At 70.9% G+C, this 23,691-nt stretch carries 18 protein-coding genes and 1 pseudogene; 15 read left to right on the top strand and 4 right to left on the bottom strand.

Annotation, left to right across the window (positions count from 1 at the left end):
- Nucleotides 1-4: 4 nt before the first annotated feature.
- Complete coding sequence (locus AC02VZ_RS01485; RefSeq protein ID WP_476474300.1) at nt 5-976, top strand: aldose epimerase family protein; 972 nt, start codon at nt 5-7, stop codon at nt 974-976.
- Nucleotides 977-1,292: 316 nt separating this feature from the next.
- Nucleotides 1,293-2,621, top strand: a complete 1,329-nt coding sequence (locus AC02VZ_RS01480) for a pyroglutamyl-peptidase I (RefSeq protein WP_476474299.1) — start codon at nt 1,293-1,295, stop codon at nt 2,619-2,621.
- 218 nt (nt 2,622-2,839) lie between these two features.
- Here AC02VZ_RS01480 and AC02VZ_RS01475 read toward each other — a convergent pair whose 3' ends face one another.
- Entirely contained in the window at nt 2,840-3,649 is an 810-nt protein-coding gene (locus AC02VZ_RS01475) for an EI24 domain-containing protein (protein WP_205079312.1), read from the bottom strand.
- A 119-nt stretch (nt 3,650-3,768) separates the two neighbouring features.
- Here AC02VZ_RS01475 and AC02VZ_RS01470 point away from each other — a divergent pair, with 119 nt between their 5' ends.
- Nucleotides 3,769-4,917, top strand: a complete 1,149-nt coding sequence (locus AC02VZ_RS01470) for a serine hydrolase domain-containing protein (protein ID WP_476474298.1) — start codon at nt 3,769-3,771, stop codon at nt 4,915-4,917.
- Nucleotides 4,918-5,001: 84 nt separating this feature from the next.
- Here AC02VZ_RS01470 and AC02VZ_RS01465 read toward each other — a convergent pair whose 3' ends face one another.
- The gene (locus tag AC02VZ_RS01465) at nt 5,002-6,024 is read right to left on the bottom strand and encodes an NADP-dependent oxidoreductase (RefSeq protein ID WP_164338573.1); all 1,023 of its coding nucleotides are present in this window, start codon (nt 6,022-6,024) and stop codon (nt 5,002-5,004) included.
- Between the two features lie 92 nt (nt 6,025-6,116).
- Here AC02VZ_RS01465 and AC02VZ_RS01460 point away from each other — a divergent pair, with 92 nt between their 5' ends.
- The 4 genes from AC02VZ_RS01460 to AC02VZ_RS01445 all read left to right on the top strand — a co-directional run bounded on the left by AC02VZ_RS01460 (nt 6,117) and on the right by AC02VZ_RS01445 (nt 10,757).
- On the top strand, nt 6,117-6,554 hold the full coding sequence (locus AC02VZ_RS01460; protein WP_384673023.1) for a MarR family winged helix-turn-helix transcriptional regulator: 438 nt from the start codon (nt 6,117-6,119) through the stop codon (nt 6,552-6,554).
- 489 nt (nt 6,555-7,043) lie between these two features.
- On the top strand, nt 7,044-7,367 hold the full coding sequence (locus AC02VZ_RS01455; RefSeq protein ID WP_476474297.1) for a hypothetical protein: 324 nt from the start codon (nt 7,044-7,046) through the stop codon (nt 7,365-7,367).
- Between the two features lie 74 nt (nt 7,368-7,441).
- Nucleotides 7,442-9,697: a hypothetical protein gene (locus AC02VZ_RS01450; RefSeq protein WP_476474296.1), complete on the top strand. Its 2,256-nt coding sequence runs from the start codon at nt 7,442-7,444 to the stop codon at nt 9,695-9,697.
- A 49-nt stretch (nt 9,698-9,746) separates the two neighbouring features.
- Nucleotides 9,747-10,757, top strand: a complete 1,011-nt coding sequence (locus AC02VZ_RS01445) for a hypothetical protein (protein ID WP_476474295.1) — start codon at nt 9,747-9,749, stop codon at nt 10,755-10,757.
- Nucleotides 10,758-10,827: 70 nt separating this feature from the next.
- Here the strand turns inward: AC02VZ_RS01445 and AC02VZ_RS01440 are convergent, their stop codons facing one another.
- Complete coding sequence (locus AC02VZ_RS01440) at nt 10,828-11,571, bottom strand: SCO2400 family protein (RefSeq protein WP_476474294.1); 744 nt, start codon at nt 11,569-11,571, stop codon at nt 10,828-10,830.
- A 239-nt stretch (nt 11,572-11,810) separates the two neighbouring features.
- Between AC02VZ_RS01440 and AC02VZ_RS01435 the strand changes: the two genes are divergently transcribed.
- The 8 genes and pseudogenes from AC02VZ_RS01435 (at nt 11,811) to AC02VZ_RS01400 (ending at nt 22,637) form a co-directional block, all read left to right on the top strand.
- Nucleotides 11,811-12,974 (top strand): enolase C-terminal domain-like protein, encoded by a 1,164-nt coding sequence (locus AC02VZ_RS01435; protein ID WP_164337281.1) that lies wholly within the window; start codon nt 11,811-11,813, stop codon nt 12,972-12,974.
- A pseudogene (locus AC02VZ_RS01430) lies at nt 12,971-14,005 on the top strand (zinc-dependent alcohol dehydrogenase); the annotation flags it as partial. The gene AC02VZ_RS01435 and the pseudogene AC02VZ_RS01430, both read left to right, overlap by 4 nt.
- Before the next feature lie 243 nt (nt 14,006-14,248).
- Nucleotides 14,249-15,217 carry a hypothetical protein gene (locus AC02VZ_RS01425; protein ID WP_164442275.1) on the top strand — a complete coding sequence of 323 codons (969 nt, stop codon included), beginning with the start codon at nt 14,249-14,251 and terminating at the stop codon, nt 15,215-15,217.
- A 143-nt stretch (nt 15,218-15,360) separates the two neighbouring features.
- Nucleotides 15,361-16,473, top strand: coding sequence for a multiple monosaccharide ABC transporter substrate-binding protein (gene chvE, locus AC02VZ_RS01420; protein ID WP_476474293.1), 1,113 nt, complete (start codon nt 15,361-15,363; stop codon nt 16,471-16,473).
- Nucleotides 16,474-16,512: 39 nt separating this feature from the next.
- On the top strand, nt 16,513-18,063 hold the full coding sequence (mmsA, locus tag AC02VZ_RS01415) for a multiple monosaccharide ABC transporter ATP-binding protein (protein WP_476474292.1): 1,551 nt from the start codon (nt 16,513-16,515) through the stop codon (nt 18,061-18,063).
- Complete coding sequence (mmsB, locus tag AC02VZ_RS01410) at nt 18,060-19,304, top strand: multiple monosaccharide ABC transporter permease (RefSeq protein ID WP_476474291.1); 1,245 nt, start codon at nt 18,060-18,062, stop codon at nt 19,302-19,304. Before mmsA ends, mmsB begins: the two co-directional genes overlap by 4 nt.
- A 51-nt stretch (nt 19,305-19,355) precedes the next feature.
- Nucleotides 19,356-20,528 (top strand): aldose epimerase family protein, encoded by a 1,173-nt coding sequence (locus tag AC02VZ_RS01405; protein WP_476474290.1) that lies wholly within the window; start codon nt 19,356-19,358, stop codon nt 20,526-20,528.
- Between the two features lie 372 nt (nt 20,529-20,900).
- Entirely contained in the window at nt 20,901-22,637 is a 1,737-nt protein-coding gene (locus tag AC02VZ_RS01400) for a pyridoxal phosphate-dependent aminotransferase (RefSeq protein ID WP_476474289.1), read from the top strand.
- A gap of 317 nt (nt 22,638-22,954) precedes the next feature.
- Here the strand turns inward: AC02VZ_RS01400 and AC02VZ_RS01395 are convergent, their stop codons facing one another.
- Nucleotides 22,955-23,614, bottom strand: coding sequence for a DUF4360 domain-containing protein (locus tag AC02VZ_RS01395; RefSeq protein WP_432054367.1), 660 nt, complete (start codon nt 23,612-23,614; stop codon nt 22,955-22,957).
- Nucleotides 23,615-23,691 lie beyond the last annotated feature (77 nt).

Below are 23,691 nucleotides of genomic sequence, written 5' to 3'. Positions count from 1 at the left end.
GCGCATGAACGAACTCTTCGGCACACTTCCCGACGGCACCCCCGTCCACCGCTGGACCCTGGAGCGGGCCGGGACCCGGGTCCGGGTCCTGTCCTACGGCGGCATCGTGCAGGACGTCGAGGTACCGGACCGTGCGGGCCGGGCGGGCAGCGTGGTGCTGGGATTCCCCGGCCCGGAGGGCTATCTCGCGCACCGGGGCCTGTTCCTCGGGGCTGTGATCGGGCGGTACGCCAACCGGATCGGTGGCGCCCGCTTCCAGCTGGACGGGCGGACGCACACGCTCACTCCCAGCGAGGGGGCGCATGCGCTGCACGGCGGCGAGGGCGGTTTCGACCGGCGGACCTGGGACGTGACGCCGGTGGAGCACGGGCTGCGTCTCACCAGGGTCAGCCCGCACGGCGAGGAGGGCTTCCCCGGCCGGCTGGAGGCGGCGGTGACGTACACGCTGGACGAGCGGGGCGCGCTGCGCATCGGCTACGAGGCGGTCACGGACGCGCCGACGGTGGTGAACCTGACCAGCCACTCGTACTGGAACCTGGCCGGCTCCGGAAGCGCCGGCGGGCACGAACTGCGGCTCGCCGCTTCCCGGTTCACCCCGGTCGACGACGGTCTGATCCCGACCGGTGAGCTGCGGGACGTCACCGGTACCCGCTTCGACTTCCGCCGGCCGCGGCCGGCCGGTTCCGGCTACGACCACAACTTCGTGCTCGACAAGGGGGTGACGGCCGCGGCGGAGGAGGTCGCCGAGCTGTACGACCCGGCCTCGGGACGGGTGCTGACGGTGTCGACGACCGAGCCGGGGATGCAGGTGTACACGGCGGACCACCTGGGCGGTCCCTTCTCCCCCGGTGAGGGCGTCGCGCTGGAGACGCAGCACTTCCCCGACTCCCCGAACCGGCCGGACTTCCCGAGCACGGTGCTGCGGCCGGGTGAGGTGTACCGCTCGGAGACGGTGTACGCGTTCTCGGTGCGGTGACGGCGGCGGCCGGGACAGCATTGAGCCCCGGTCCGGGGTCAGGGTCCCGGACCGGGGCTGCTCATATGGCTACCACCCGGATCAGACGCTAATCCTCGAGGTGACCCCGGGTTACCCGATCAGTGCTCGGGGCCGGGATCCCGTACGAACCCTTCACAAACGAACCGCTTCCCCCCGCCCCCGGGACCGCCACGGCCCGCACCGGCCCGCGCCGGCCACGCTCCGGCACCATGGCGTCGGCCACTTCCGTCACGCGATACTGCGCCCCTCCGGCATCACGTACGTACCCCACGACGACGGAAAGGCCCCCACCCCCGTGAGACTGCTTCCTGTGCGCGCCGGTGTGCTCGGACTGGCGCTGCTGACCGCTGTCGCCACCCCCGCCACCGCCACCCCCGCCGCCCCCGCCGCCCCCGCAACCGCCGGGCGGGCCGCCGCCGGGAGCGGCGCCCTCTCCCCCACCGTCGAGGAACAACGCCTGGACCGGGCGGCGCCCCGGGAGATACTGCGCCGCTCCGGATTCGACGACGTGGCGCCGGACTTCGCGCGGGCGCTCGACCGGGCACGCTCCGTCCCGCAGGCCCGGAGGGCGGTGCTGCGCCACGGCGGTGCGCTGTGGCGCCGGGCGGTGGACCGGGTGCAGGGCCGCGGCCCGGCGGGCGGCGACCTGAGCCGCGACGACGACCGGCCGCTGTACTGGGCGCGGCTCGGGATGACCCGACAACTACGCACGTGGGAGCCGCGGTTCGCGCTCGGCGAGCAGGAGCGGGCCCGGCTGATCGGGGATCTGGAGCGGTCCTCGCGCGGCCAGGACGCGATCCGCTACCCGCACGGCAAGGGCCTCAAGCGGGTGCTGGTCACCGGGTTCGACCCGTTCACTCTGGACCGGGACGTGCGGATCTCCAATCCGTCCGGGGCGGCGGCGCTCGCCCTGGACGGCACGGTGATCGACACGGCGGCCGGTCCGGCGCGGATCGAGACGGTCGTCTTCCCGGTGCGCTGGCGGGACTTCGGGGACGGCGCCGTGGAGCGGGCGCTGCGGCCGCACCTGCCGCGGACCGACCTGTTCACCACCGTCAGCCAGGGCCGCGTGGGCCGGTTCGACGTGGAGCGCACCAACGGGGCCTGGCGGGGCGGCTTCCCCGACAACGACAACGTCTCGCGCACGGAGACCGTCCCGGTGGACGACCCGGCCACGCAGCCACAGTGGACGACGACGACCCTGCCGTACGCGGACCTCGTGGCGGCGGACACCGGGCGGTGGCCGGTGTACGACAACACGAGCGTGACCGAGATACCGGCGGGTGCCACGCGGCCCGTGGAGCGGCCGGACGGGCCGACGCCCGGCTCCCGGGCACGAGCCGGGGGCGGCGGCGACTACCTGTCGAACGAGATCGCCTACCGGGCGACGCTGCTGCGGGACCGCCTCGGGCTGCACGGCACGCTGCCGGGCGGGCATCTGCACACGCCGGTGCTGGAGTTCGGGGCGGGGAACACCGATCCGGCGACGGGGGCGGTCACCGACCCGGGGTTCGTGCGGAACCGGCTGGACATCGTGGCGCAGGTGCGGTCGCTCGTGGCCGTGGCGGTGGGCGCCGCTGAGCGTTCCGGTGGCCCGCGGGGCGGGGCGGACGCCCACGGCTGAGACGCGCCGGCCGCCCTCCGGCCACCCTCCAGCCGCCCTCCGGGAGGGTTCCCGGCGGGCGGCCGGCGCGGTGGGGCGCGGGTTCAGGACGTGTGGGGGCTGTCCGGGCGCGGGCTCAGGACGTGAGGGGGGCGCCGTCCGGGCGCGGGCTCAGGACGTAAGACCGCCGTCCAGGGCGCGGGCTCAAGACGTGACGGGGGCGCCGTCCGGGCCCGGGCTCAGGACGTGAGGTCGCCGTCCGGGCTCGGGGCCGGCTCGGTGCGGCCGGTGCCCTCCTCGTCGATCTCCTCGCCGCTCAGCTCGCGTGCCATGAGGGTGGCCCCGGCGACCGCGCCCGGCATGAGGAACACCGCCACGAAGGGCACCAGGAAGGCCAGCCCCAGCGGTGTCCCGAAGCCCCAGACGAGCCGTTTGCGGGTCCGCAGGAGGGCGAGCCGGTCCCGCAGTTCCACACCGCGCCGCTGGAGCGCGACCGCGGTGAGCTCCTCGGTGAGGAAGAAGCCGGTGACGAAGAACCCGACGACGGGGACGACGGTCTGGCCGACGACCGGGATGAAACCGAGCGCGAACAGCAGCACCGCCCACAGCAGGGCCCGCGCGATGATCCGCAGGCTGTCGCGGGCGGAGATCCACAGCTCCCGCATCAGCGGCAGGTCCGACTCGGGGGCGGTGCCGTCGGGCGACACGTCGCGGTCCACCTTCTCGGAGAGGCTCTCGTAGAAGGGCTGCCCGACGAGCAGGGTCATCGCGGTGAAGGTGAGGACGGACAGCAGCAGGGCGAGGGCGAACAGCACGGCGGTGAGGAAGCCGCGGAACAGGCCCTGCCAGGGGCTCGACCAGTCGTCGGCGAAGGGCGTCGCCCAGCCGACGGCGTCCTGGCCCCAGAGCGCGAGCGCGACGAGCGCCGCCGCGTACAGCACCAGGGTGATGAGCCCCGGCAGCAGCCCGAAACCGTACTGTTTGCCGTGCCGGGCCACCCATCGCTGGCCCCTCAGCAGATATCCGAAACCCACCCCGAGATCGCGCATGGGGGCACTGTATCCGGCCCGTGCGCGCGGCCGCGGGGCGCCGTTGAGTCGAACGGGCCCGCCCCGCCGTACCGCTTCCAGGGGGAGCCCATCGGCGGCCGTTCTGTTGAGGAGGGCGCATGACCCAGGAGATCCATGGCACCGTGGCCGACGGTTTCGAGGCGGTCCGGGAGGAGTTCGCGGCGTTCGCGGCCGGGGAACGGCCGGACCACGAGAGTCAGTTGTGCGTCCATGTGCACGGCCGCAGGGTCGTCGACCTGTGGACCGGGGGCATCGGCCCGGACACCCTCTACGGGGTCCACGAGGCCACCCAGGGCGCCGTGTTCCTGGTGGTGGCGGTCCTCGTGCAGGACGGCACCCTGGAGCTGGACCGCAAGGTCACCTACTACTGGCCGGAGTTCGCCGCCGAGGGCAAGGGCGGGCTGACGCTGCGCGACCTGGTCGCCCACCGCGCGGGCGTGGTCGGCACGGACACCGGCTTCACCCTCGCGGAGCTGGCCGACGACCGCGCGCTGGCCGAACGGCTCGCCGACCAGCGGCCGTTCTGGCGGCCCGGCGCGGCCTGCGGCTCCCATCCCCTCGTCATCGGCGCGCTGGTCGGCGAGGTGGTCCGCCGCGCCACCGGGCACCGGCTCCAGGAGGTGTACGAGGACCGGGTCCGGATGCCGTACGGGCTGGACCTCCACCTGGGTCTGCCGGCGGCACAGGAGCCCCGGTTCCGTGCGACGCAGCCCATGGCGCCGACCCCCGCGCAGCAGGTGCGGCTGGACGCGCTGGCCACCGGGCCGCACACCCTGGAGTCGATCGCCCTCAACCGCCACGCCGACGGGGCGGTCGATCCGGCGCTGCTGCCCAACGAGCGGCTGGTCCGCGCCGCCGGCCCGGCGTCGGCGGGCGGTATCGCCTCGGCCCGCGGCCTGGCCGGGCTGTACGCGGCGGCGATCAGCGGGACGGGGGAGCACGAACCACTGCTGAAGGCGGACACGATCGCGGAGGTCGGCCAGCTGCACGCGGCCGGCCTCGACCCGGTGACCGGCGGCCATGCGGCGTACGGGCTCGGGTTCGAGGCCGTCGCGGACGTCCGGTACCGCTTCCTGGGCGCGGGTGCCTTCGGGCACGGCGGGGTGGCGGGCGCCCTGGGCCTCGCCGACCCGCGCAGCGGCCTGGCCTACGGCTGCACCCGGCGCCGCTGCGCCTTCCCCGGCGGGCCGGCCCCGGAGAACGAGCGGCTGGTGCGGGCGGCGCACCGGGCGGCCCTGGCGCTGTGACCGGCGTGAGGGCCGCACCCCGGCATCCGGGGTGCGGCCCTCATGGTGGCCGGGCGGGCGGTGCCGTCAGAGCTGACGATGCCGTCAGAGCTTGACGATCATCTTTCCGGTGTTGTCGCCGCGCAGGACTCCGAGGAACGCCTCGAGGTTGTTCTCGATGCCCTCGACGACGGTCTCCCGGTACTTCAGCTCGCCCGAGCGGATCCAGGGGCCGACCTCCTGGACGAACTGCGGCTGCAGGTCGTAGTGGTCGCCGACCAGGAAGCCCTCGATGCGGCCGCGGGTCTGGATGAGGCGGGCGAGGTTGCGGGGGCCGGGCGCGGGCTCGGTGTTGTTGTAGACGGAGATCGCCCCGCAGACGGCGATCCGGCCGTCCCGGTTGAGGGAGCCGATGGCCGCCTCCAGGTGGTCGCCGCCGACGTTGTCGAAGTAGATGTCGACCCCGTCCGGGGCGGCCTCCCGGAGCTGGTCGCTGACCTTGCCGTTCTTGTAGTTGAAGGCGGCGTCGAAGCCGTACTCCTTCACGAGGAGTTCGACCTTCTCGTCGGAGCCGGCGGAGCCGATGACCCGCGAGGCGCCCTTGAGCTTGGCGATCTGCCCGACCTGGCTGCCGACGGCGCCCGCGGCACCGGACACGAAGACGGAGTCGCCCTCCTTGAAGGAGGCCGTGCGCAGCAGTCCGGCGTAGGCGGTGAGCCCGGTCATGCCGAGCACGCCCAGGTACGCGGACAGGGGTGCCGCCTCGGGGTCCACGCGGACGGCGTTCTTCGCCTCCACGACGGCGTACTCGCGCCAGCCGTAGAAGTGCAGCACGTGGTCGCCGACGGCCACGCCCTCGGCGTTGGAGGCGATGACCTCACCGACGGCGCCGCCCTGCATGGCCTTGCCGAGCTCGTAGGGGGCGACGTAGGACTTGGCCGCGCTCATCCGGCCGCGCATGTACGGGTCCACCGAGAGGTACGCGTTGCGGACCAGCACCTCGCCCTCGCCGGGCGCGGGGATCTCCGACTCGACGAGGTCGAAGTCCTTGGGCTCGGGCCAGCCGACGGGGCGGCTGAGCAGATGCCATGCGCGGCCGGTGGCGGGGAGTGCGGGGGCGTCGGTCATGCGGGGCACCTTTCCTGGAAATACTTCAGTACCTGAAACAACCATGCGCCTGAATATTTCAGGATGTCAAGCAAGTGGGTACCCTGGACGGCATGGCCCCACCGCACAGCTCCCGACCCGACGCCCTGACCCTGGAGGTCGTCGAGCTCATCGGCGCGGTCGTCGCCCGCTACCACGAGGAGTACGAGTCGGCCGCCGCCGAGCACGCGCTGACCGGCGCCCAGGCGCGGCTGCTGAGCCTGCTGTCCCTGGAGCCGCTGCCGATGCGCCGGCTGGCGCAGCGGCTGAAGTGCGAGCCGTCGAACGTCACCGGCATCGTGGACCGGCTCGAGTCACGGGGCCTGGTGGAGCGCCGCCCCGACCCGGGCGACCGTCGGGTGAAGCTGGCGGCGGCGACGCCCGAGGGCCGGCGGGTCGCCGGCAGCCTCCAGGAGTCCCTGCGGTTCGCCCGGGAGCCACTGGCGGGCCTGTCCGAGCAGGAGCGCGTCGCCCTGCGGGACGCACTGCGGACGATGCTGCGGGACGGCTGACCGACGCTCCCGAGCAATTCGACGAGCAAGCACGCGGAAAGGCCCGGATGCCCGACCTGATGGCGGGCGTCGAGCGGTGACTTCTGCGCTCAACGCCGGAACGCCTGTCGGTCTGGCCGGACATACGGCGATCGTCGAGACGTACAAGAGCGATCTCGGCGGTCACGGTCGGACCGACCGGCTCAAGGATGACGGGTCCGCCACGGCGGATTAAGCAACTGCTGGCGCACACCAGGCAGTTCGCCGATTCGGGCGTCAGCGCCATGTTGCATCACCGGGCTGATGGATCCGGTCCGGCGGCGCACCCCTGTGATCCATGAAACCAAGTCGCGTTGTTAGCCTGGCCGGTGCACGCCAATCAACTGAACGGGGGCGATTGTGGCGTACGGAGACGGTGGAGGGCCGGGGCGTCCGGTCGGTATGGAGTTGAACGGGTATCCGGCCGATCCCGGGGGTTCGTCGGGCCCCGCGCGCGGTGGTTCGAAGGACTTGGCGTCCAGTCCCGCGCAGAAGAAGGCCGCCGCCAAGGCGATCCAGGACCACATCGAGCCCGACACCCGCAAGGCCGGTGACTGGGCGGACGAGGAGACCGGCGCCGCGGTCAAGGCGTTCGCTGCGAAGGACGGGCACGGGTGGGTCACCTCGACGGCGTTGAAGAAAGCGCACAAGACCTGGGGTGAGCAGGTGCAGAACCTGATGAACCGCCTGAGTTCCGAGAAGGAAGCTCTGCGGAGCACCGGCATCCTGTTTCAGAACACCGACTTCGGCATCGGGCAGGGCATCCGCAAGTCGTCCAGCCTGGACGGCTACTGAGCCGTCCGTCGCGCCTTCAGCCAGTCACACCGACGCTGCACCACGGGGAATCCATGCCGACGTACCACGAAATCATGACGACCGATCTGGCCACCCTCACCACGGCGGCCGAGAGCTGGGACGACATGGCCAAGGAATTCGGCAAACAGGAGAAGGCCTACAAACGGGATGTCCACGGCATCTCCATGGGCCAGGCCTGGCAGGGACTGGCCGCGAACGCCGCCAACCGCCGCTTCGACACCACCCTCAACGAGTACAAGAACGCCCAGACCGAGGCGAAAGCCATCGCCTCCCTTCTGCGTGACGCGCACACCCAGTTCACCGACCTGCGCGGCAAACTCAGAACCGCCCGCCAGGAAGCCATCGACGCCGGCATGAAAGTGTCCGACCAGGGCCACGTCTCCTTCGACACCCAACGGCTCAGCGAAGGCGCCCGCACCGCCTACCACCACGATCCCGACTACCAGGAAGACGTCCGCAAGAGCGTCCGCTCCTGGCAGGACCGCATAGACCAGCTCGTCAAGGACACCACCGACGCCGACAAGGGCGTCGAGATCGCCTTCAACGCCGTCGTCGTCGACACCGACCTCCAGGACGGCACGTTCAACGGCTTCAACGGCCAGGCAAAGAGCGACATCGAGCAGTACGAGGCCGAGAACGCCGAGGACATCGCCACCAGGCTCGCGAGCGGTGGAAAGGTCTCGGCGGCCGAACTCGCCGAACTCGACCGCGCGTTCCGCGACAACTCCGACAACAAGGTATTCAGCCAAACCCTGCTGAAGGGGCTAGGCCCAGACGGCACCATCAAGCTGACCAACGAGCTGAACCAGCTGGCCTACGACGACGACAAGAAGCGCAAAGCCCAGTACATGGAACTGCAGGGCGGTCTGGCCGACACCGTCGCCAAGGCCACCCAGGTGCCTGGCTCGGTCACCGACGCGCCTCCGGGGTCACAGAAGTTCAAGGACTGGCTCGCCAGTGACGACGGCCGCTTCTACCGGCAGTGGACGGAAAACCTTGACAAGTACGGCATGAAGAACTACGGGTCGAGCGAACAGCCCTTGCGCGGTTACCAGTCATTTGTCAGCCTGATGCAGCACGGCGAGGCCAAGTACGATGATCAGTTTCTCTACGAACTGGGCTCCGACTTGATAGCGGCCGAAAAGAAGCAGTCCAGTATCTTCGTCCACTGGGGATCCGGCCACAACGGCGTCCGCGCGGATGCCCTCGACGGGCTTCTGGGCATCATGAGCAAGAATCCCGACGCGGCCACTGCCTTCTTCGATCCCGCAGGCAATGGCTCCGGGCCTGATCGGGTAACCAACGACCACCTGAAGTACCTGCTGAGTGAGCGCGAGTGGCCGCAGCATCATACGGTCACCCCCGTGAAACTCTTCACTTCCGACGACCCTCTGAGTCACACAGGGCTCGGCGCAGCACTGCAAGCGGCTACGACGGGCCATCCACCCCTTCGGAACGGCGAAGACCCGTGGCCCGAGATGAAGCACACCGAAGCCCAAACTCGTGTCATGACGTCCACCCTCGAAAGGCTTGTACCGGCCGTCGACACAGATGAGGGAATTCACAAGAACCTGCGTCAGCCATTGGCAAATGCACTGGGTGAATACGGATCCGACGTACACGAAATCCTTGCCGGCGTAGACAACAAGTATATTCGCGCGTCCGGCGGCGATGGATATTTCACCGAAGGTGATTCGACGCACCTCGCCACCGATGCGAAGAGTCTTGTGCAGGTGCTGCGTGGACTCTCCGAAGACCCTGTAGCGTACTCGACTCTGGAGAAAGCAGAACTCCGCCACGTCAATGCCGTTATGAGCACAATGCCGGAAGGCGCAGCCCATGGAGACATCGACGAGAAAATGGAGAACCTGGGCACGGGACTGGGCACGTACTCGGCCATCAAGGAAGACGTACTGAACGACGAGCGCGTGGGCAAGCATGCCGAAGTAGATTGGAAGATGAAGGCTGCATACCACCTTATCGGCGGAGCAGTCACCCCTCTGTACGTCACCGCGGGACCGGTCTCCATCGCTTATGGCGATGCGCTACAGCGCGGTGTTGACACCCTGACGTGGGATCTCGGCAATAAATTGAAGGCGGAGACAGACGCCGATACGAATGCCAAGATCGCGGACACATATCTGAACGTCAACCAGCAAGCGTCTTACCTTGTCGAAGGCTGGGCGCAAGGGCGATCAGACATCGAGGCCGACAGTCCTGAAAGTCAAGCACTCACCACCAATATGCTGCAAGGCCGTGAACGGGGCTCCGAGACTGCCGAAAAGTACCTGACCGACACGGCCAACTGACGTCAGACGGTCCGGAACTCCTGATTCATCCAGCACGACCAGTCCATACATGGAAGACATTGTGAAGCAGTCAAAGATTTCGGGTGCCAGAACGGCCATCGTCGCTCTGTGCATCGGTGGCCTCCTGGCCGGGCTGGGTTCGTGGCTGTACATCGATTCCCGTGAGGAACCGGACCCCTGCCGGCAACTGCTGCAACACGAGCGCGTCTCCACGGCTCTTGCGGCGGAGTATCAGCCCGACCTGAGTTGCGGCGACCTCGGCAGGGCCATCGAACAGGCGACGACCGGGTCGCGGCCTGAACAGCAGTCACTGTCCCAGGCTCAAGCGATGAAGGACGTACTGGTGGCCATGGGCGACGTCCTGGAGGATGAACCCGCGCCGCTGGAACGGCAACTGGCCGACCCCGTCGCGAAGGCGTTGGCCGCTTACGCAGGGGACATGTTCGCGATCCTGGTGCCCGGCGACACGGAGTACGTGCGTCGCGCTCTTCCCTCTCAAGGTGCTTGGGAAGACTCCGAGGGTGCACACATGTCGGTTCCGCACGATTCGCTGATACGCATCATGGCGTCCCTTTCCGTCAGCCCTGAGGCTTACGCGAGCCTACGCGAGGCGATGACCCACGAAGTGGCGCAGAAATTCGCCGCCGCGCCCCGTACCACCTCCGAGAAGAAATTGTCCCCCTATCCATCGATCACCGCGTGGGCACTCGGCAGCATGGACGCAGTGGCACATGCAGCGCGGGACGGCATCGGCGAGGACAAGCGGGGCTCGTGGGAGGCGAAGGTCCTGACCCGTCTGTCATCGGGGGCACCGAAGCCGCCCATTCCTTCCTACGACGAGGAACCTGTCGACCACATCGTCGTCTCCTGGAAGAGGACGCTTCCCTCGGACTCTCCCGACGATCTCCTCAAGTTGCTCGAAAAGCAGAGCGCCGAACTGGTCCGGATATGGACCGCCTCCCTGGGAGCGGACAGCACGGTCCAGGCGTCGCTCGCTGACGATGCCGCTGACAGGGCCTGGTCCGCGCGGCGTTCGACGCTGCGGGAGCTGCGCGGCTGAGGGGTCGGGCGAGGCGGTGGTGATGGCGACCGGCACGCCATCGGCGCCCTCGTGACCGGTCCGTGCCGCCCTACGTGCACCACCACAGGAAGCGGTTGCAGGTCTTCGTCGGTTCCGGTTCCGGCTCGGGGTCCGGTTCCTCGGTCGTCGGCTCCGGGTCGTCCGGTGTGCCGGGGTCGGCCGGGGCCGTGCGGGTGGGGGCGCTCGTCGGGCGGGGGGCGGAGGTCTCCTGAGCGGGCGGCCCGCTCTCCTCATCCGCCGGGTCCGTCTCCTCCGGCTCCGCGTCCTCGGACTCCGACGCGGACACCGAGGGCGAGGCCGATCCGGATGCGTCCGCCGACGGTGACGACTGCGGCGCGCCGGCCCCCGGGCCGCCGTCGGCCGTGCGGGTGGGCGGCAGTTCGGTCGCACCGCCGTCCGGCGTCTCGTCGGACGCGGTGGCGGGGCGGGGGTCGGCCCCGCGGGCGTCGATCCCCAGCTCGGCCAGGCTCAGGCCGCCCGCCGCCAGGACGAAGCCGGCGGTGACGAACAGCGTGCGGCGCCGCCGCCGGCGGTGGGCGGCGGCCTTGCGGTCCCGGCGGCTGCCCTCCGTCGCCTTCCTGCGCGCGGCCCGCCCGGGTTCCGGTCCCGGCTCCGGTTCCGCTTCCGGCTCCGGCTCTGCCTCCGGGGCCGGTTCCCCGGCTGCGTACCCGGCGGGTCCGCCGGGCCCGGCGGCGCTCTCCGCGGCGGTGCGGAGCGTCTCAACGGGAGTGCCGCACCCCGGGCACGCGAGCGCGCCGTTGAGGTGCCGTCGGCAGGGGTGGCAGTAGTCCATGACGCGGGAAGGTTAAGTTCCGTTCGGGTCGGGTTCCCAGGACTCTCCGTGAAGGTTTGGTGAGGACCCTTGCCCAATGGTTTGGAATCCGCCGAAACCGCTGCGTGCGCGACCCATTGACACCCCGCCACCCCGTCCTTATTGTCGCGCCAGCATTTCGAACGCCTGACGAAATATCGAACGAGCGGGACGACTCCGAGCCGCCCGGGGCCGGGCCGAGAACACGAGGGGCAACTGCCGTGCGCATCACCGGAATCAGCACACACGTGGTCGGAACGCCGTGGCGCAACCTGACCTACGTCCAGGTGCACACCGACGAGGGCCTCACCGGAGTCGGTGAGACCCGGATGCTGGGCCACACCGATGCCCTGCTGGGGTACTTGAAGGAGGCCGAGGCCAACCACATCGCCGGCTCCGACCCGTTCGCCGTCGAGGACCTCGTGCGCCGCATGAAGTACGGCGACTTCGGCCGGGCGGGCGAGATCGTGATGTCCGGGATCGCGGTCGTCGAGATGGCGTGCTGGGACATCAAGGGCAAGGCCCTCGGCGTGCCGGTCTGGCAGTTGCTCGGCGGCAGCGTCACCGACCGGGTCAAGGCGTACGCCAACGGCTGGTACACCACCGAGCGCACCCCGGAGGCGTACCACAAGGCGGCGCGGGCGGTGGTGGAGCGCGGCTACCGGGCGCTGAAGATCGACCCGTTCGGCACCGGGCACTTCGAGCTCGACCACGAGCGGACCCGCTACGCCGTCTCCCTCATCGAGGCGGTGCGCGACGCCATCGGCCCCGACACCGAGCTGATGCTGGAGATGCACGGGCGCTTCTCCCCCGCCACCGCCGTGCGCCTGGCCCGGGAGCTGGCGCCGTTCGCCCCGGCCTGGCTGGAGGAGCCGGTGCCGCCGGAGAACCTCAAGGCGCTGGAGAAGGTCGCCGCGAAGGTCGACATGCCGGTGGCGACCGGAGAGCGCATCCACGACCGCATCGAGTTCCGCGAGCTGTTCGAGAGCCAGGCGGCCGACATCCTCCAGCCCGACGTCGGCCACATCGGCGGCATCTGGGAGACCCGCAAGCTGGCGGCGACCGCCGAGACCCACTACATGCTGGTCGCCCCCCACAACGTCGGCGGTCCGGTGCTCACCGCGGCGAGCCTCCAGGTCGGCTTCACCACCCCGAACTTCAAGATCCTGGAGCACTTCAACGACTTCGCGGACGCGGAGATCAAGAAGGTCGTCAGGGGCGCGCCGCAGGTGGATCCGGAGGACGGCTGCTTCCACCTGTCCCACGAGCCCGGCCTGGGCGTGGAGCTGGACGTGGACGCGGCGGCCGAGTTCCCGCAGCAGCAGGCGCGGTTCGACCTGTGGGCCGAGGGCTGGGAGCAGCGCCGGCCGAAGGGCACGGCGTGAGCGCCCCGGCGGGCGCGGGCCCGGCCGGCGGCGCGGTGAGCGTCGTCGTCGAGGCACCCGGCGAGCACCGCCTCGCCCCGCACGAGCCGCGCGAACCGGCCCCCGGCGAGGCCCTGGTCCGGGTCCACGCCACCGGCATCTGCGGCAGTGACCGCGAGCTGTACCAGGGCAACCGCCCCGAGGGCTACGTGCGGTATCCGCTGACGCCGGGCCACGAGTGGTCCGGGACGGTGGAGCGGGTGGGCTCCGGGGTGCCGGCGGCCCTGCTCGGCCGCAAGGTGGTCGGCGAGGGGTTCCGCAACTGCCAGGTCTGCGACCGCTGCCACGCCGGTGAGAGCACCCTGTGCACGGCGGGTTACGAGGAGACCGGCTTCACCGAGCCGGGCGCGATGGCGCCGACGCTGACCCTGCCGGCCCGGCTGCTGCACGTCCTGCCCGACGACGCCGACCTCACCGCAGCCGCCCTGCTGGAGCCCGCCGCGTGCATCGCCGCCGCCGCGCTCAAGGCCCGTGCGGTGCCCGGGGAACGGGTGGCCGTGGTCGGCACCGGCACGCTCGGCATGTTCGCCGTGCAGTTCCTGCGGGCGGCCTCCCCGGCCGAGCTGCTGGTGGTCGGCACCCGGCGGGACCGCGAGGACCTGGCGGTGCGGTTCGGGGCGACGGACTTCCGGACCAGGGACGAGGAACTGCCCGGCGGTTTCGACGTGGTGATCGAGACCGCCGGGTCCGCCGAGGCCGCGCGCACCTCCGCCGCCCTGCTGCGGCGGGGCGGGCGGCTGGTGCTCACCGGAATCCCGGCGCCGGGGGCGGCCGGGCTGGACCCGACGGACCTGGTGGTGCGCCAGCTGGAGGTGCACACCGTCTTCGGGGCGCCGCCCGCCGCCTGGGCGCACACGGTGCGCGTGTTCGCCGCCGGGCTCCTCGACCCGCTCCCGCTGGTGACCCACCGGCTGCCGCTCACCGCGTTCGCGCGCGCCATCGAGCTGGTGGGCTCGGGCGACCCGGCGGTGGGCAAGGTGCTGCTCCACCCCGAGGAGCCCGAGGAGGCCGAGACCCAGGCGCCCGCGGAGTCCGAGAAGCCCCAGGCGCCCCCGGAGTCCGAGGCGCCCCGGGAGCCCGAGGAGCCCTACTGACGGTGCGCCGGGCCGGGGGCGACTGACGGTCCCCGGCCCGGCGCACGACCCGGCGGCCCCGGCTCGCGCCATGAGCCGCGAACACCGTCCGAGATACCGAACGGCAAACCGAACACAAAAGGACACCCCGTGACCGACGCTGTGACCGTTGCTTCCGCCCGGGCGGCCCGCAGGCCCGGTGAGCAGGCACTGGCCGCCCTGGGGCTGGGCGCGCCCGCCCCGGACCCGGCCGACTCCTCCCCGCACACCTTCCCCGGCGGCGGCCGCTGGCGCACCGAGATCCCGTCCTGCGAGGGGCCGGAGGCGCTGGCGGTGGTGCTGAAGGAGGCGTCGCGGCTGGACGTGCCGATCCACCGGATCAGCCAGGGCAGCGGCGTGTGGATGCTGACCGACGCCGAGATCACCGAGATGGCCGAGGCCACCGCCGAACGGGGCATCGAGCTCTGCCTGTTCACCGGCCCGCGCGGCACCTGGGACATCGGCGGCTCCACCCGTACCGACTCGCGGGGCGCGGGGCTGCGCGCCCGGGGCCACGACGCGGTCGCGGGCTGTGTGGAGGACGCCCTGCGGGCCACGGAACTGGGGGTGCGCTGCCTGCTGGTCGCCGACGAGGGGGTGCTGTGGACGCTGCACCGGGCGCGGGCCGCCGGGCTGCTGCCCGCCGACACCACCTTCAAGGTCTCCGCGCTCGTCGGACCGGTCAACCCGGCCTCGTACGCGGTGTACGAGCGGCTCGGCGCCGACTCGATCAACGTGCCCAGCGACCTGACCCTGCACCACGTCACGGAGATACGGCGAGTTTCGGCCACCCCCATGGATCTGTACATCGAGGCGCCGGACGACCTCGGCGGCTATGTGCGGATGTACGAGATCGCCGAGCTGATCCGGCGGGGCGCCCCGCTGTACCTGAAGTTCGGTCTGGCCAAGGCGCCCGGGATCTATCCGTACGGCCACCACCTGCGCGAGCTCGCCCTGGCGACCGCCAAGGAGCGGGTGCGCAGGGGCCGTCTCGCCCTGGATCTGCTGGCCCGGCACGGCGCCGACGGGGACATGGCCCCGCTCGGTTCGCGGCTTCCGGGTGATCTGAGCCGCTTCGACGTCTCGTCATAACGTTCTGGAAATCTGACTTCACAGAAGTAGACACAGTCGCGCACAATCCCACACAACCCTTCGTGGGCCCGCCCGGCATCCCGTCTCCTCACGCCCTGCCGCACCACCCGCCCTGCCCCGCACACACGTCAAGGATGATGATCATGCGTAACCGCAGAGCCGCGTTCACCGCCCTCGCCGGAGCCGTCTCCCTCGCCCTCGCCCTGTCCGCCTGCGGCCAGAACAGCGACGGCGGCAGCAAGGAGGACAAGTCGGGCGCCGAGGGAGCCGTCATCGGCATCGCGATGCCGACCAAGTCCTCGGAGCGCTGGATCGCCGACGGCAACAACGTCGTCAAGAACCTCGAGTCCAAGGGCTACAAGACCAAGCTGGTCTACGGCGAGGACGACCCCGACCAGCAGGTCTCCCAGGTCGAGAACCTGATCACGCAGGGCGTGAAGGCCCTGATCATCGCGGCCATCGACAACAAGTCGATGAACAACGTCCTGCAGCAGGCCAAGGACGCCGACATCCCGGTGATCTCCTACGACCGCCTGATCCTCGGCACCGAGAACGTCGACTACTACGCCTCCTTCGACAACGAGAAGGTCGGCGAGCTCCAGGGCAGTTACATCGTCGAGAAGCTGGGCCTGAAGGACGGCAGCGAGAAGGGCCCCTTCAACATCGAGCTGTTCGCCGGCTCCAACGACGACAACAACACCCGCTACTTCTTCCAGGGCGCGATGAACGTCCTCAAGCCCTACATCGACAAGAAGCAGCTCGTGGTGCGCTCCGGCCAGACCGACCTCAACCAGGTCACCACCCTGCGCTGGGACGGCGGCACCGCGCAGAAGCGCATGGACGACATCCTGACCTCGTCGTACAAGACCGAGCGGGTGGACGCGGTGCTGTCGCCGTACGACGGCATCTCGATCGGCATCCTGTCCGCGCTGAAGTCGGACGACTACGGCTCGAAGTCCAAGCCGCTGCCGATCGTCAGCGGCCAGGACGCCGAGGTCGCCTCGGTGAAGTCGATCATCGCCGACGAGCAGGCGATGACCGTCTACAAGGACACCCGCGAACTCGCCAAGGTGGCCTCGAACATGGTCGACGCGCTGCTGAACGACAAGAAGCCCGAGGTCAACGACGAGAAGACCTACGACAACGGCGCCAAGGTCGTCCCCGCCTACCTGCTGGAGCCGGTGGCCGTGGACAAGTCCAACTACCGGAAGGTCGTCGTCGACTCCGGCTACATCAAGGAGAGCGACCTCACGTAACCGTCCCCCACGACCCACCACCGACCGGAAGGCACGACCATGGCGGGACCCATCCTGGAAATGCGCTCGATCGTCAAGACCTTTCCCGGCGTCAAGGCGCTGTCGGACGTCACGCTGACCGTCCGGCAGGGCGAGGTCCACGCCATCTGCGGGGAGAACGGCGCCGGCAAGTCGACCCTGATGAAGGTCCTCTCCGGCGTCCACCCGCACGGCACCTACGAGGGGGAGATCCTCTTCGAGGGGGAGCCCTGCCGGTTCCGCGACATCCGGGCCAGCGAGCAGCGCGGCATCGTGATCATCCACCAGGAGCTGGCCCTGGTGCCCTACCTCTCCCTCGCGGAGAACATCTTCCTCGGCAACGAGCACGCCACCCGGGGACTGATCAACTGGAACGAGACGCTGCGGCACGCCACCGAACTGCTGCGCCGGGTGGGCCTGGACGAGCACCCGGAGACCCGGGTGGCGGACATCGGCGTCGGCAAGCAGCAGCTGGTGGAGATCGCCAAGGCGCTGTCGAAGAAGGTGAAGCTGCTCATCCTCGACGAGCCGACGGCGGCGCTCAACGACGAGGACAGCGGCAAACTCCTCGACCTGATCCTGCAGCTGAAGGAACAGGGCATCACCGCGATCATCATCTCGCACAAGCTGAACGAGATCCGCCGGGTGGCCGACTCGGTGACGATCCTGCGGGACGGGCGCACCATCGAGACGCTCGACGTGAAGGACCCGGCCACCACCGAGGACCGGATCATCAGCGGGATGGTCGGCCGCGACCTGGAGCACCGCTTCCCCGAGCGCACCCCGCACCACCCCGAGGAGGGCGCCGCCCCGGCGCTGGAGGTGCGGGGCTGGACCGTGCACCACCCGATCGACCAGCAGCGCAAGGTCGTCGACGGCGTCTCGCTGCACGTGCGGCGCGGGGAGATCGTCGGCATCGCGGGGCTGATGGGCGCCGGGCGCACCGAGCTGGCGATGAGCCTGTTCGGCCGCACCTACGGCCGGCACGCCTCCGGCACCGTCCTGAAGGACGGCGTGGAGATCCGCACCCGGACGGTCCCGGAGGCGGTGGCGCACGGCATCGCGTACGTGACCGAGGACCGCAAGCACTACGGGCTGAACCTGATCGACACCATCAACCGCAACATCTCGCTCAGCGCGCTGGGCAAGGTGGCCCGGCGCGGGGTGGTGGACGAGCACCAGGAGCGGCAGGTCGCCGAGGGCTTCCGGACGTCCATGAACATCAAGGCGCCCACGGTGTTCGAGCCGGTGGGCAAGCTGTCCGGCGGCAACCAGCAGAAGGTCGTCCTGAGCAAGTGGATCTTCGCCGGTCCCGAGGTGCTGATCCTCGACGAGCCGACGCGGGGCATCGACGTCGGGGCCAAGTACGAGATCTACACGGTCATCGACCGGCTGGCCGCCGAGGGCAAGGCGGTCGTCTTCATCTCCTCCGAGCTGCCGGAGCTGCTCGGCATGTGCGACCGCATCTACACGATGGCCGCGGGCCGGCTGACCGGTGAGTTCTCGCGGGCCGAGGCCTCCCAGGAATCGCTGATGCGGCAGATGACGAAGGACAAAGAGGTGTCCCGATGAGCACGGAAGTCACCGACAAGAGCCCGGCCGCCGCGCCGCCGGGCAGGAGCGGGCCGGGGGCCGGTGACGGCCTGCTCCGGCTGGTGCTGGACGGCATGCGCCGCAACATGCGGCAGTACGGCATGCTGATCGCGCTCGGCCTGATCGTGGCGCTGTTCGCGGTGTGGACCGACGGGGACCTGCTGCTGCCGCGCAACGTCTCCAACCTGGTGCTGCAGAACAGCTACATCCTGATCCTCGCGATCGGCATGATGCTGGTCATCATCGCGGGCCACATCGACCTGTCGGTCGGCTCGCTGACGGCGTTCGTGGGCTCCATGGCGGCCGTGTTCATGGTCCGCAACGACATACCGTGGCCGATGGCCGTGGTGCTGTGCCTGGCCGTCGGCGCCATCGCGGGGGCGATCCAGGGGTTCTTCATCGCCTACGGCGGCATACCGTCGTTCATCGTGACCCTGGCGGGCATGCTGACCTTCCGCGGGCTGACCGAGATCTTCCTGGAGGGCCAGACCCTCGGCCCGTTCCCCAGGGGGCTGCAGAAGGTCGCCAACGGCTTCATGCCGGAGGTCGGTCCGGAGACCAACTACCACAACCTCACCCTGCTGCTGGGGCTGGGCCTGATCGCGCTGGTGGTGTTCCAGGAGGTCCGCGACCGCCGCCGCCAGCAGGAGTTCGCCCTGGAGGTGCTGCCCGCCAAGCTGTTCCTGCTGAAGCTGGTCGCGCTGTCGGCCGCGGTGCTCACCGTGACGCTGCTGCTGGCGAGCTACAAGGGCGCCCCGATCGTGCTGCTGATCCTGGGCGCGCTGCTGGTCGGCTTCGGCTACGTGATGCGCAACGCCGTCATCGGCCGGCACATCTACGCGATCGGGGGCAACCTGCCCGCCGCCAAGCTGTCGGGCGTGCGGGACAAGAAGGTGACCTTCCTGGTCTTCCTGAACATGGGCATGCTCGCGGCCCTGGCGGGTCTGGTGTTCGCCGCCCGCTTCAACGCGGCCTCCCCCAAGGCCGGCCTCAACTTCGAACTGGAGGCGATCGCCGCCGCGTTCATCGGCGGCGCGTCGATGAGCGGCGGGGTGGGCACCGTGCTCGGCGCCATCATCGGCGGTCTGGTCCTGGGCGTGCTGAACAACGGCATGAACCTCGTCGGCATCGGCACCGACTGGCAGCAGGTCATCAAGGGCCTGGTGCTGCTGGCGGCGGTCGGCTTCGACGTGTGGAACAAGCGCAAGGTCGGTTCGTAGGTCCCCTCGGGCCCCGCCGGACGGCGGGGCTCCTCCTCGACGGAGTGGCTCATGGAACTGAACAGACGCACCCTGATGGCGGGCACCGCGGCGGCGGGCCTGGCCGCGGCCACCGCGGGCGGGGGCACCGCCCACGCGGCGTCCGGCCCCTCGGGCGGGGTGGGCGGGCGCGGCCCGGTCAGGACCCCGTTCGGCCGGCTCGCGGACGGCACGCGGGTCGACAGCTGGGCCCTGGAGAACGGCGGCACCCGGATGCGCGTGCTGTCCTACGGCGGCATCGTGCAGTCCCTGGAGATCCCGGACCGGCGGGGCCGGTACGCCAACGTCTCCCTCGGCTTCGACAGCCTGGAGCCCTACGTCTCCTCCAGCCCCTACTTCGGCGCCCTGATCGGCCGCTACGGCAACCGCATCGGCCGGGGCCGCTTCACCCTCGACGGGCGGACGTACCAGCTCTCCGTCAACGACGGGGAGAACAGCCTGCACGGCGGGGAGCGGGGCTTCGACAAGCGGGTGTGGGACGTGGAGCCGTTCACCCGGGGCTCCGACGTGGGCCTGCGCCTGCGTCTGACCAGCGCGGACGGCGAGATGGGCTACCCGGGCACGCTCCGCGTGCTGGTCACCTACACCCTCACCCGGGCCGGCGACTGGCGCGTCGGCTACGAGGCCCGCACCGACCGGGCCACCGTCGTCAATCTCACCAGCCACGTCTACTGGAACCTGGCCGGTGAGAGCAGCGGCACCGTCCTCGACCACGAACTGACCATCGACGCCTCCCGGTTCACCCCGGTCGACGCGGGCCTGATCCCCACCGGCGAGCGGGCCCGGGTCGCGGCCACCCCCTTCGACTTCCGGCGGGCCAAGCCGATCGGCCGGGACATCCGCACCGCCCACCAACAGGTGCTGTACGGGCAGGGCTTCGACCACAACTGGGTGCTCGACAAGGGCCTCACCGCCCGGCCGGGCCACGCGGCGACCCTGCGCGACCCGTCCTCGGGACGCACCCTGCGGATCGACACGAACGAGCCGGGCCTGCAGTTCTACTCCGGCAACTTCCTCGACGGCACCCTGGTCGGCACCGGCGGCCGGGTGTATCGGCAGGGCGACGGGCTGTGCCTGGAGACCCAGCACTTCCCGGACTCGCCGAACCAGCCGTCGTTCCCGTCGACCGTGCTGCGGCCGGGCGAGGTGTACCGGACGACGACGGTCCACTCGTTCGGCGTCTGAGCGGTGCGGGCGGGCGGGTGACACCGGGGGCCGGGTGTGCCTGACACGGGGGTGAGCGGTGGTGCCGGGTGCGCGTGACGCCCGGGGTCGGAGTGGTGCCGGGCGCGCGTGCGTGGGGCCGGGTGCGTCCGTGTGACACCGGGACCTGGGCGGTGCGGCGCGGGCGCCCGGCGCGGAGGTCCATGGCGTGCGCCACAGGCGCGTGACGCGCCGGGCGCGCCCCGGGTTCCCGCCGTCACAGTTTTTTCACACCCGTTGAACAGCGTCCCGGCCCCCTTCGTATGTACCGGTGGCCCGTGCTCCCCCGCGCGGGCCACCCACGCATGACGGGCCCGGTTCGTCCCCGGCGGGCCCGCCGTACACGGAGGTTCCATGCCCGACAACGTCACCTCGTTGTTCCGCAGCACCGCGGCGCACAGCCCGTCGATGGCGGCGCTGGCGCGGGAGAGCGACGGGGCCGGGCCGGTGGACTTCTGCATCCCCTGCAATCCGTACTTCCCCACCCCGGCCATGTTCGAGGAGATGGCGGCCCGGCTGCGGGACATCATCACGTACTACCCGAGCGGCGCCGACACGATCACGGCCGAGCTGTGCAGCCTGCTCCAGCTGCCCCCGCAGTGCGTGGCCATGGGCAACGGCTCCACCGAGCTGATCACCTGGATCGACCACCTCCTCGTCCGCGAGTCGCTCGCCGTCCCGGTGCCCACCTTCGGCCGCTGGACCGACCAGCCCATGGAGACCGGCAAGCGGGTCGACATGTTCCCGCTCCAGGAGTCCAGCGGCTTCGCCCTGGACCTCGCGCAGTACGGCGAGTTCATCCGGGCGCGCGGCACCCGGGTCGCCGTGATCTGCAACCCCAACAACCCCGACGGCGGCTTCCTGCACAAGCACGCGGTGGTGCAGTTCATGGACGCGATGGCCGACCTGGACCTGGTGGTGATCGACGAGTCGTTCCTGGAGTTCGCCGACGCGGAGAACGAGCCCAGCGTGGTGCAGGAGGCGATGCTGCGCCCCAACGTCATCGTGCTGCGCAGCCTGGGCAAGAACTTCGGCCTGCACGGCATCCGCTTCGGCTATCTGGTCGCCAACCCGGCGCTGGCCGGGCGGGTGCGCTCCATGCTGCCCAAGTGGAACCTCAACTCCTTCGCCGAGCACGTGGTGTTCATGCTGAAGGAGCACGGGGCGGAGTACGCGCAGAGCCTGCACCAGGTGCGCCGCGACCGGATGGACATGTCCGGCCAGCTCTCCTCGCTGCCCGGTCTGACGGTGTACCCGTCGCAGGGCAACTTCCTCTTCGTGCGCCTCCCCGTGGGCGCCGAGGGCACCGTGGTCCGGGACCGGATGCTCACCGAGCACCGGATCCTGGTCCGCGAGTGCGGCAACAAGATCGGTTCCTCCAGCCGCTTCCTGCGTCTCGTGGTGCGTCCCCAGGTGGACGTGCGCCGCCTGGTGTCCGGCCTGGAACAGGTGCTCTACGGGACGTCCAGGAGGGGAGCCGCCGTGTCCGAGCCCGCCACCGGGACCGGCTACAGCTCGGGCACGGCGGCGGTGGACCGCCTGGTGAGCGAGACCAACGGGGCCGGCACCCGGGGCCTCGCCGCGCAGGCCGTCGGCGCGGGCGCCCCGGGGCTCCCCGCCGCCCCGGCCGCCGGCACCGGCATGCCGCTCCCCGCCGCCGCGTCCGCCGCCCCGGCGGACACCTTCGGCGGGATGCCGGTGCCGGCGGCCGCCTCCCCGGGGCCGCAGCAACCGCCGCAGCCGTTCCCGCAGCAACTGCCGCCCCCGGCACCCCAGCCGGCGCCCGCCCCCGCGCCCGTCCCCGCGCCCGTTACGCAACCGGCGCCCGCGCAGGGGCCGATGACGTACCCGGAGCCGGTGCAGCTGCCCGTCCCGGAACCGCTGCCGGTGCCCGAACCGCAGCCGGTGCCCGCCGCCGCGGCGGCGTTCGCGGCGCCCCAGGTGCCGCAGCAGCCCTCCGGGCTCACCCCGCCCGGGGTGCCGGCCCGCGGCGGTCTGACCGCCGCCCAGGTCCGCGGCACCGACGGCCTCTCCGCCGCCCCGGCGACCGGCTGGCCGGGAGCCCAGTCCTGGCCCAACGCGGCGGGCTGAGCGGGGCGGGCTGAGCGGGGCGGTCGACGCCGGACATCCGCTGGGCATCCGCCGGACGTACGCCGGTCGACGCCGGACGCACGCCGGGTGCGCGGGCGGACCGAGCGTTCCCGGGCGGGCCCGGCCGCGCCCCGCAGCGGGCGGACCGACCGGGCCCCACAGCGGCCCCCGGAGCAGGCGGACCCACCGCGCCCAAGGCCCCCCGAACAGGCGCCCCGAGCAGGCGCCCCAAGCGGGCGGTCCGGCCGGGCGGCCCGGCCCCGGGCGAACGGACCGGCGCGCGTCCCGCGGGGTGCGCGCCGGTCCGCCCGGTCACCTCAGGACCGGGCCGGGCACTGCTTCCAGGCGAGGTGGTAGACCGTGCTGATGTCCCCGTCGGTGGAGTCCATCGTCATGAAGCTGACCTTGTGCGGGGACGAGGTGCCCGCGCTCAGCCGCAGCTCCGTGTTGATGTTGAAGTTGCGCTGCACTCCGCAGGGGGCCCAGACCAGTTGGGCCCAGTCGGTGGTGTCGGTGGCCTGCCAGTTGTCGTTGTAGGGGCCGGCGTAGTGGTGGGTGCGGTACTCCGTGTTGGGTGAGCCCTGGAAGTAGTACGAGGCTCTCTGGGTGCCCCGCGCGCCGGACTGGAGCGAGGCGAAGCCGCGGTAGTCGGCGCTGGCCACGGCGTAGGTGAAGCCCTGGGGGACGTGGACGAGCAGGCTGAGCTGGCAGTTCTTGCGGAAGTCGGTGGGGGCGGAGGAGCCGCCCACCTGGGCGAGGTAGTCGCTGTAGGTCACCGTGAACGCGGTGTTGTCCGCCGAGACGGCGACGGCGGCGGTGCCCTGGGGACAGCCGGAGCCGTTCACCGTGGCGACCTTGATGACGATCCTGTCCGGGGGCGGGTCCTCGAAGCTGCTGCCCGCGGACGGGTTGTGGGCGGGTATCGCGGCGGTGAGCAGCGTGGCCACCGCTGCGCTCATGAGCAGGCCACCAGCCATGGTTCTCCATCCGATCGGTGGGGGGTGTGCCGCCCGGCCGGGGAATCGGGCGGGCGGCTCCTCGTCGCACGACACTC

This window comes from Streptomyces sp. 3-6 (genome assembly GCF_056323165.1).
The sequence above is the reverse complement of the archived record's forward strand: the minus strand, read 5'-3'. Positions and strand labels throughout refer to the sequence as shown.

Bases quoted from the DNA above. Each gene is read 5' to 3' on its own strand.
- AC02VZ_RS01485 (WP_476474300.1), top strand. From the start codon at position 5: ATGAACGAACTCTTCGGCACACTTCCCGACGGCACCCCCGTCCACCGC.
- AC02VZ_RS01440 (WP_476474294.1), bottom strand. From the start codon at position 11,571: ATGGACTACTGCCACCCCTGCCGACGGCACCTCAACGGCGCGCTCGCG.
- AC02VZ_RS01465 (WP_164338573.1), bottom strand. From the start codon at position 6,024: ATGACCGACGCCCCCGCACTCCCCGCCACCGGCCGCGCATGGCATCTG.
- AC02VZ_RS01450 (WP_476474296.1), top strand. From the start codon at position 7,442: ATGACGACCGATCTGGCCACCCTCACCACGGCGGCCGAGAGCTGGGAC.
- AC02VZ_RS01400 (WP_476474289.1), top strand. From the start codon at position 20,901: ATGCCCGACAACGTCACCTCGTTGTTCCGCAGCACCGCGGCGCACAGC.
- chvE (WP_476474293.1), top strand. From the start codon at position 15,361: ATGCGTAACCGCAGAGCCGCGTTCACCGCCCTCGCCGGAGCCGTCTCC.
- AC02VZ_RS01395 (WP_432054367.1), bottom strand. From the start codon at position 23,614: ATGGCTGGTGGCCTGCTCATGAGCGCAGCGGTGGCCACGCTGCTCACC.
- AC02VZ_RS01470 (WP_476474298.1), top strand. From the start codon at position 3,769: ATGACCCAGGAGATCCATGGCACCGTGGCCGACGGTTTCGAGGCGGTC.
- AC02VZ_RS01445 (WP_476474295.1), top strand. From the start codon at position 9,747: ATGGAAGACATTGTGAAGCAGTCAAAGATTTCGGGTGCCAGAACGGCC.
- AC02VZ_RS01405 (WP_476474290.1), top strand. From the start codon at position 19,356: ATGGAACTGAACAGACGCACCCTGATGGCGGGCACCGCGGCGGCGGGC.
- AC02VZ_RS01475 (WP_205079312.1), bottom strand. From the start codon at position 3,649: ATGCGCGATCTCGGGGTGGGTTTCGGATATCTGCTGAGGGGCCAGCGA.
- mmsB (WP_476474291.1), top strand. From the start codon at position 18,060: ATGAGCACGGAAGTCACCGACAAGAGCCCGGCCGCCGCGCCGCCGGGC.
- AC02VZ_RS01460 (WP_384673023.1), top strand. From the start codon at position 6,117: ATGGCCCCACCGCACAGCTCCCGACCCGACGCCCTGACCCTGGAGGTC.
- mmsA (WP_476474292.1), top strand. From the start codon at position 16,513: ATGGCGGGACCCATCCTGGAAATGCGCTCGATCGTCAAGACCTTTCCC.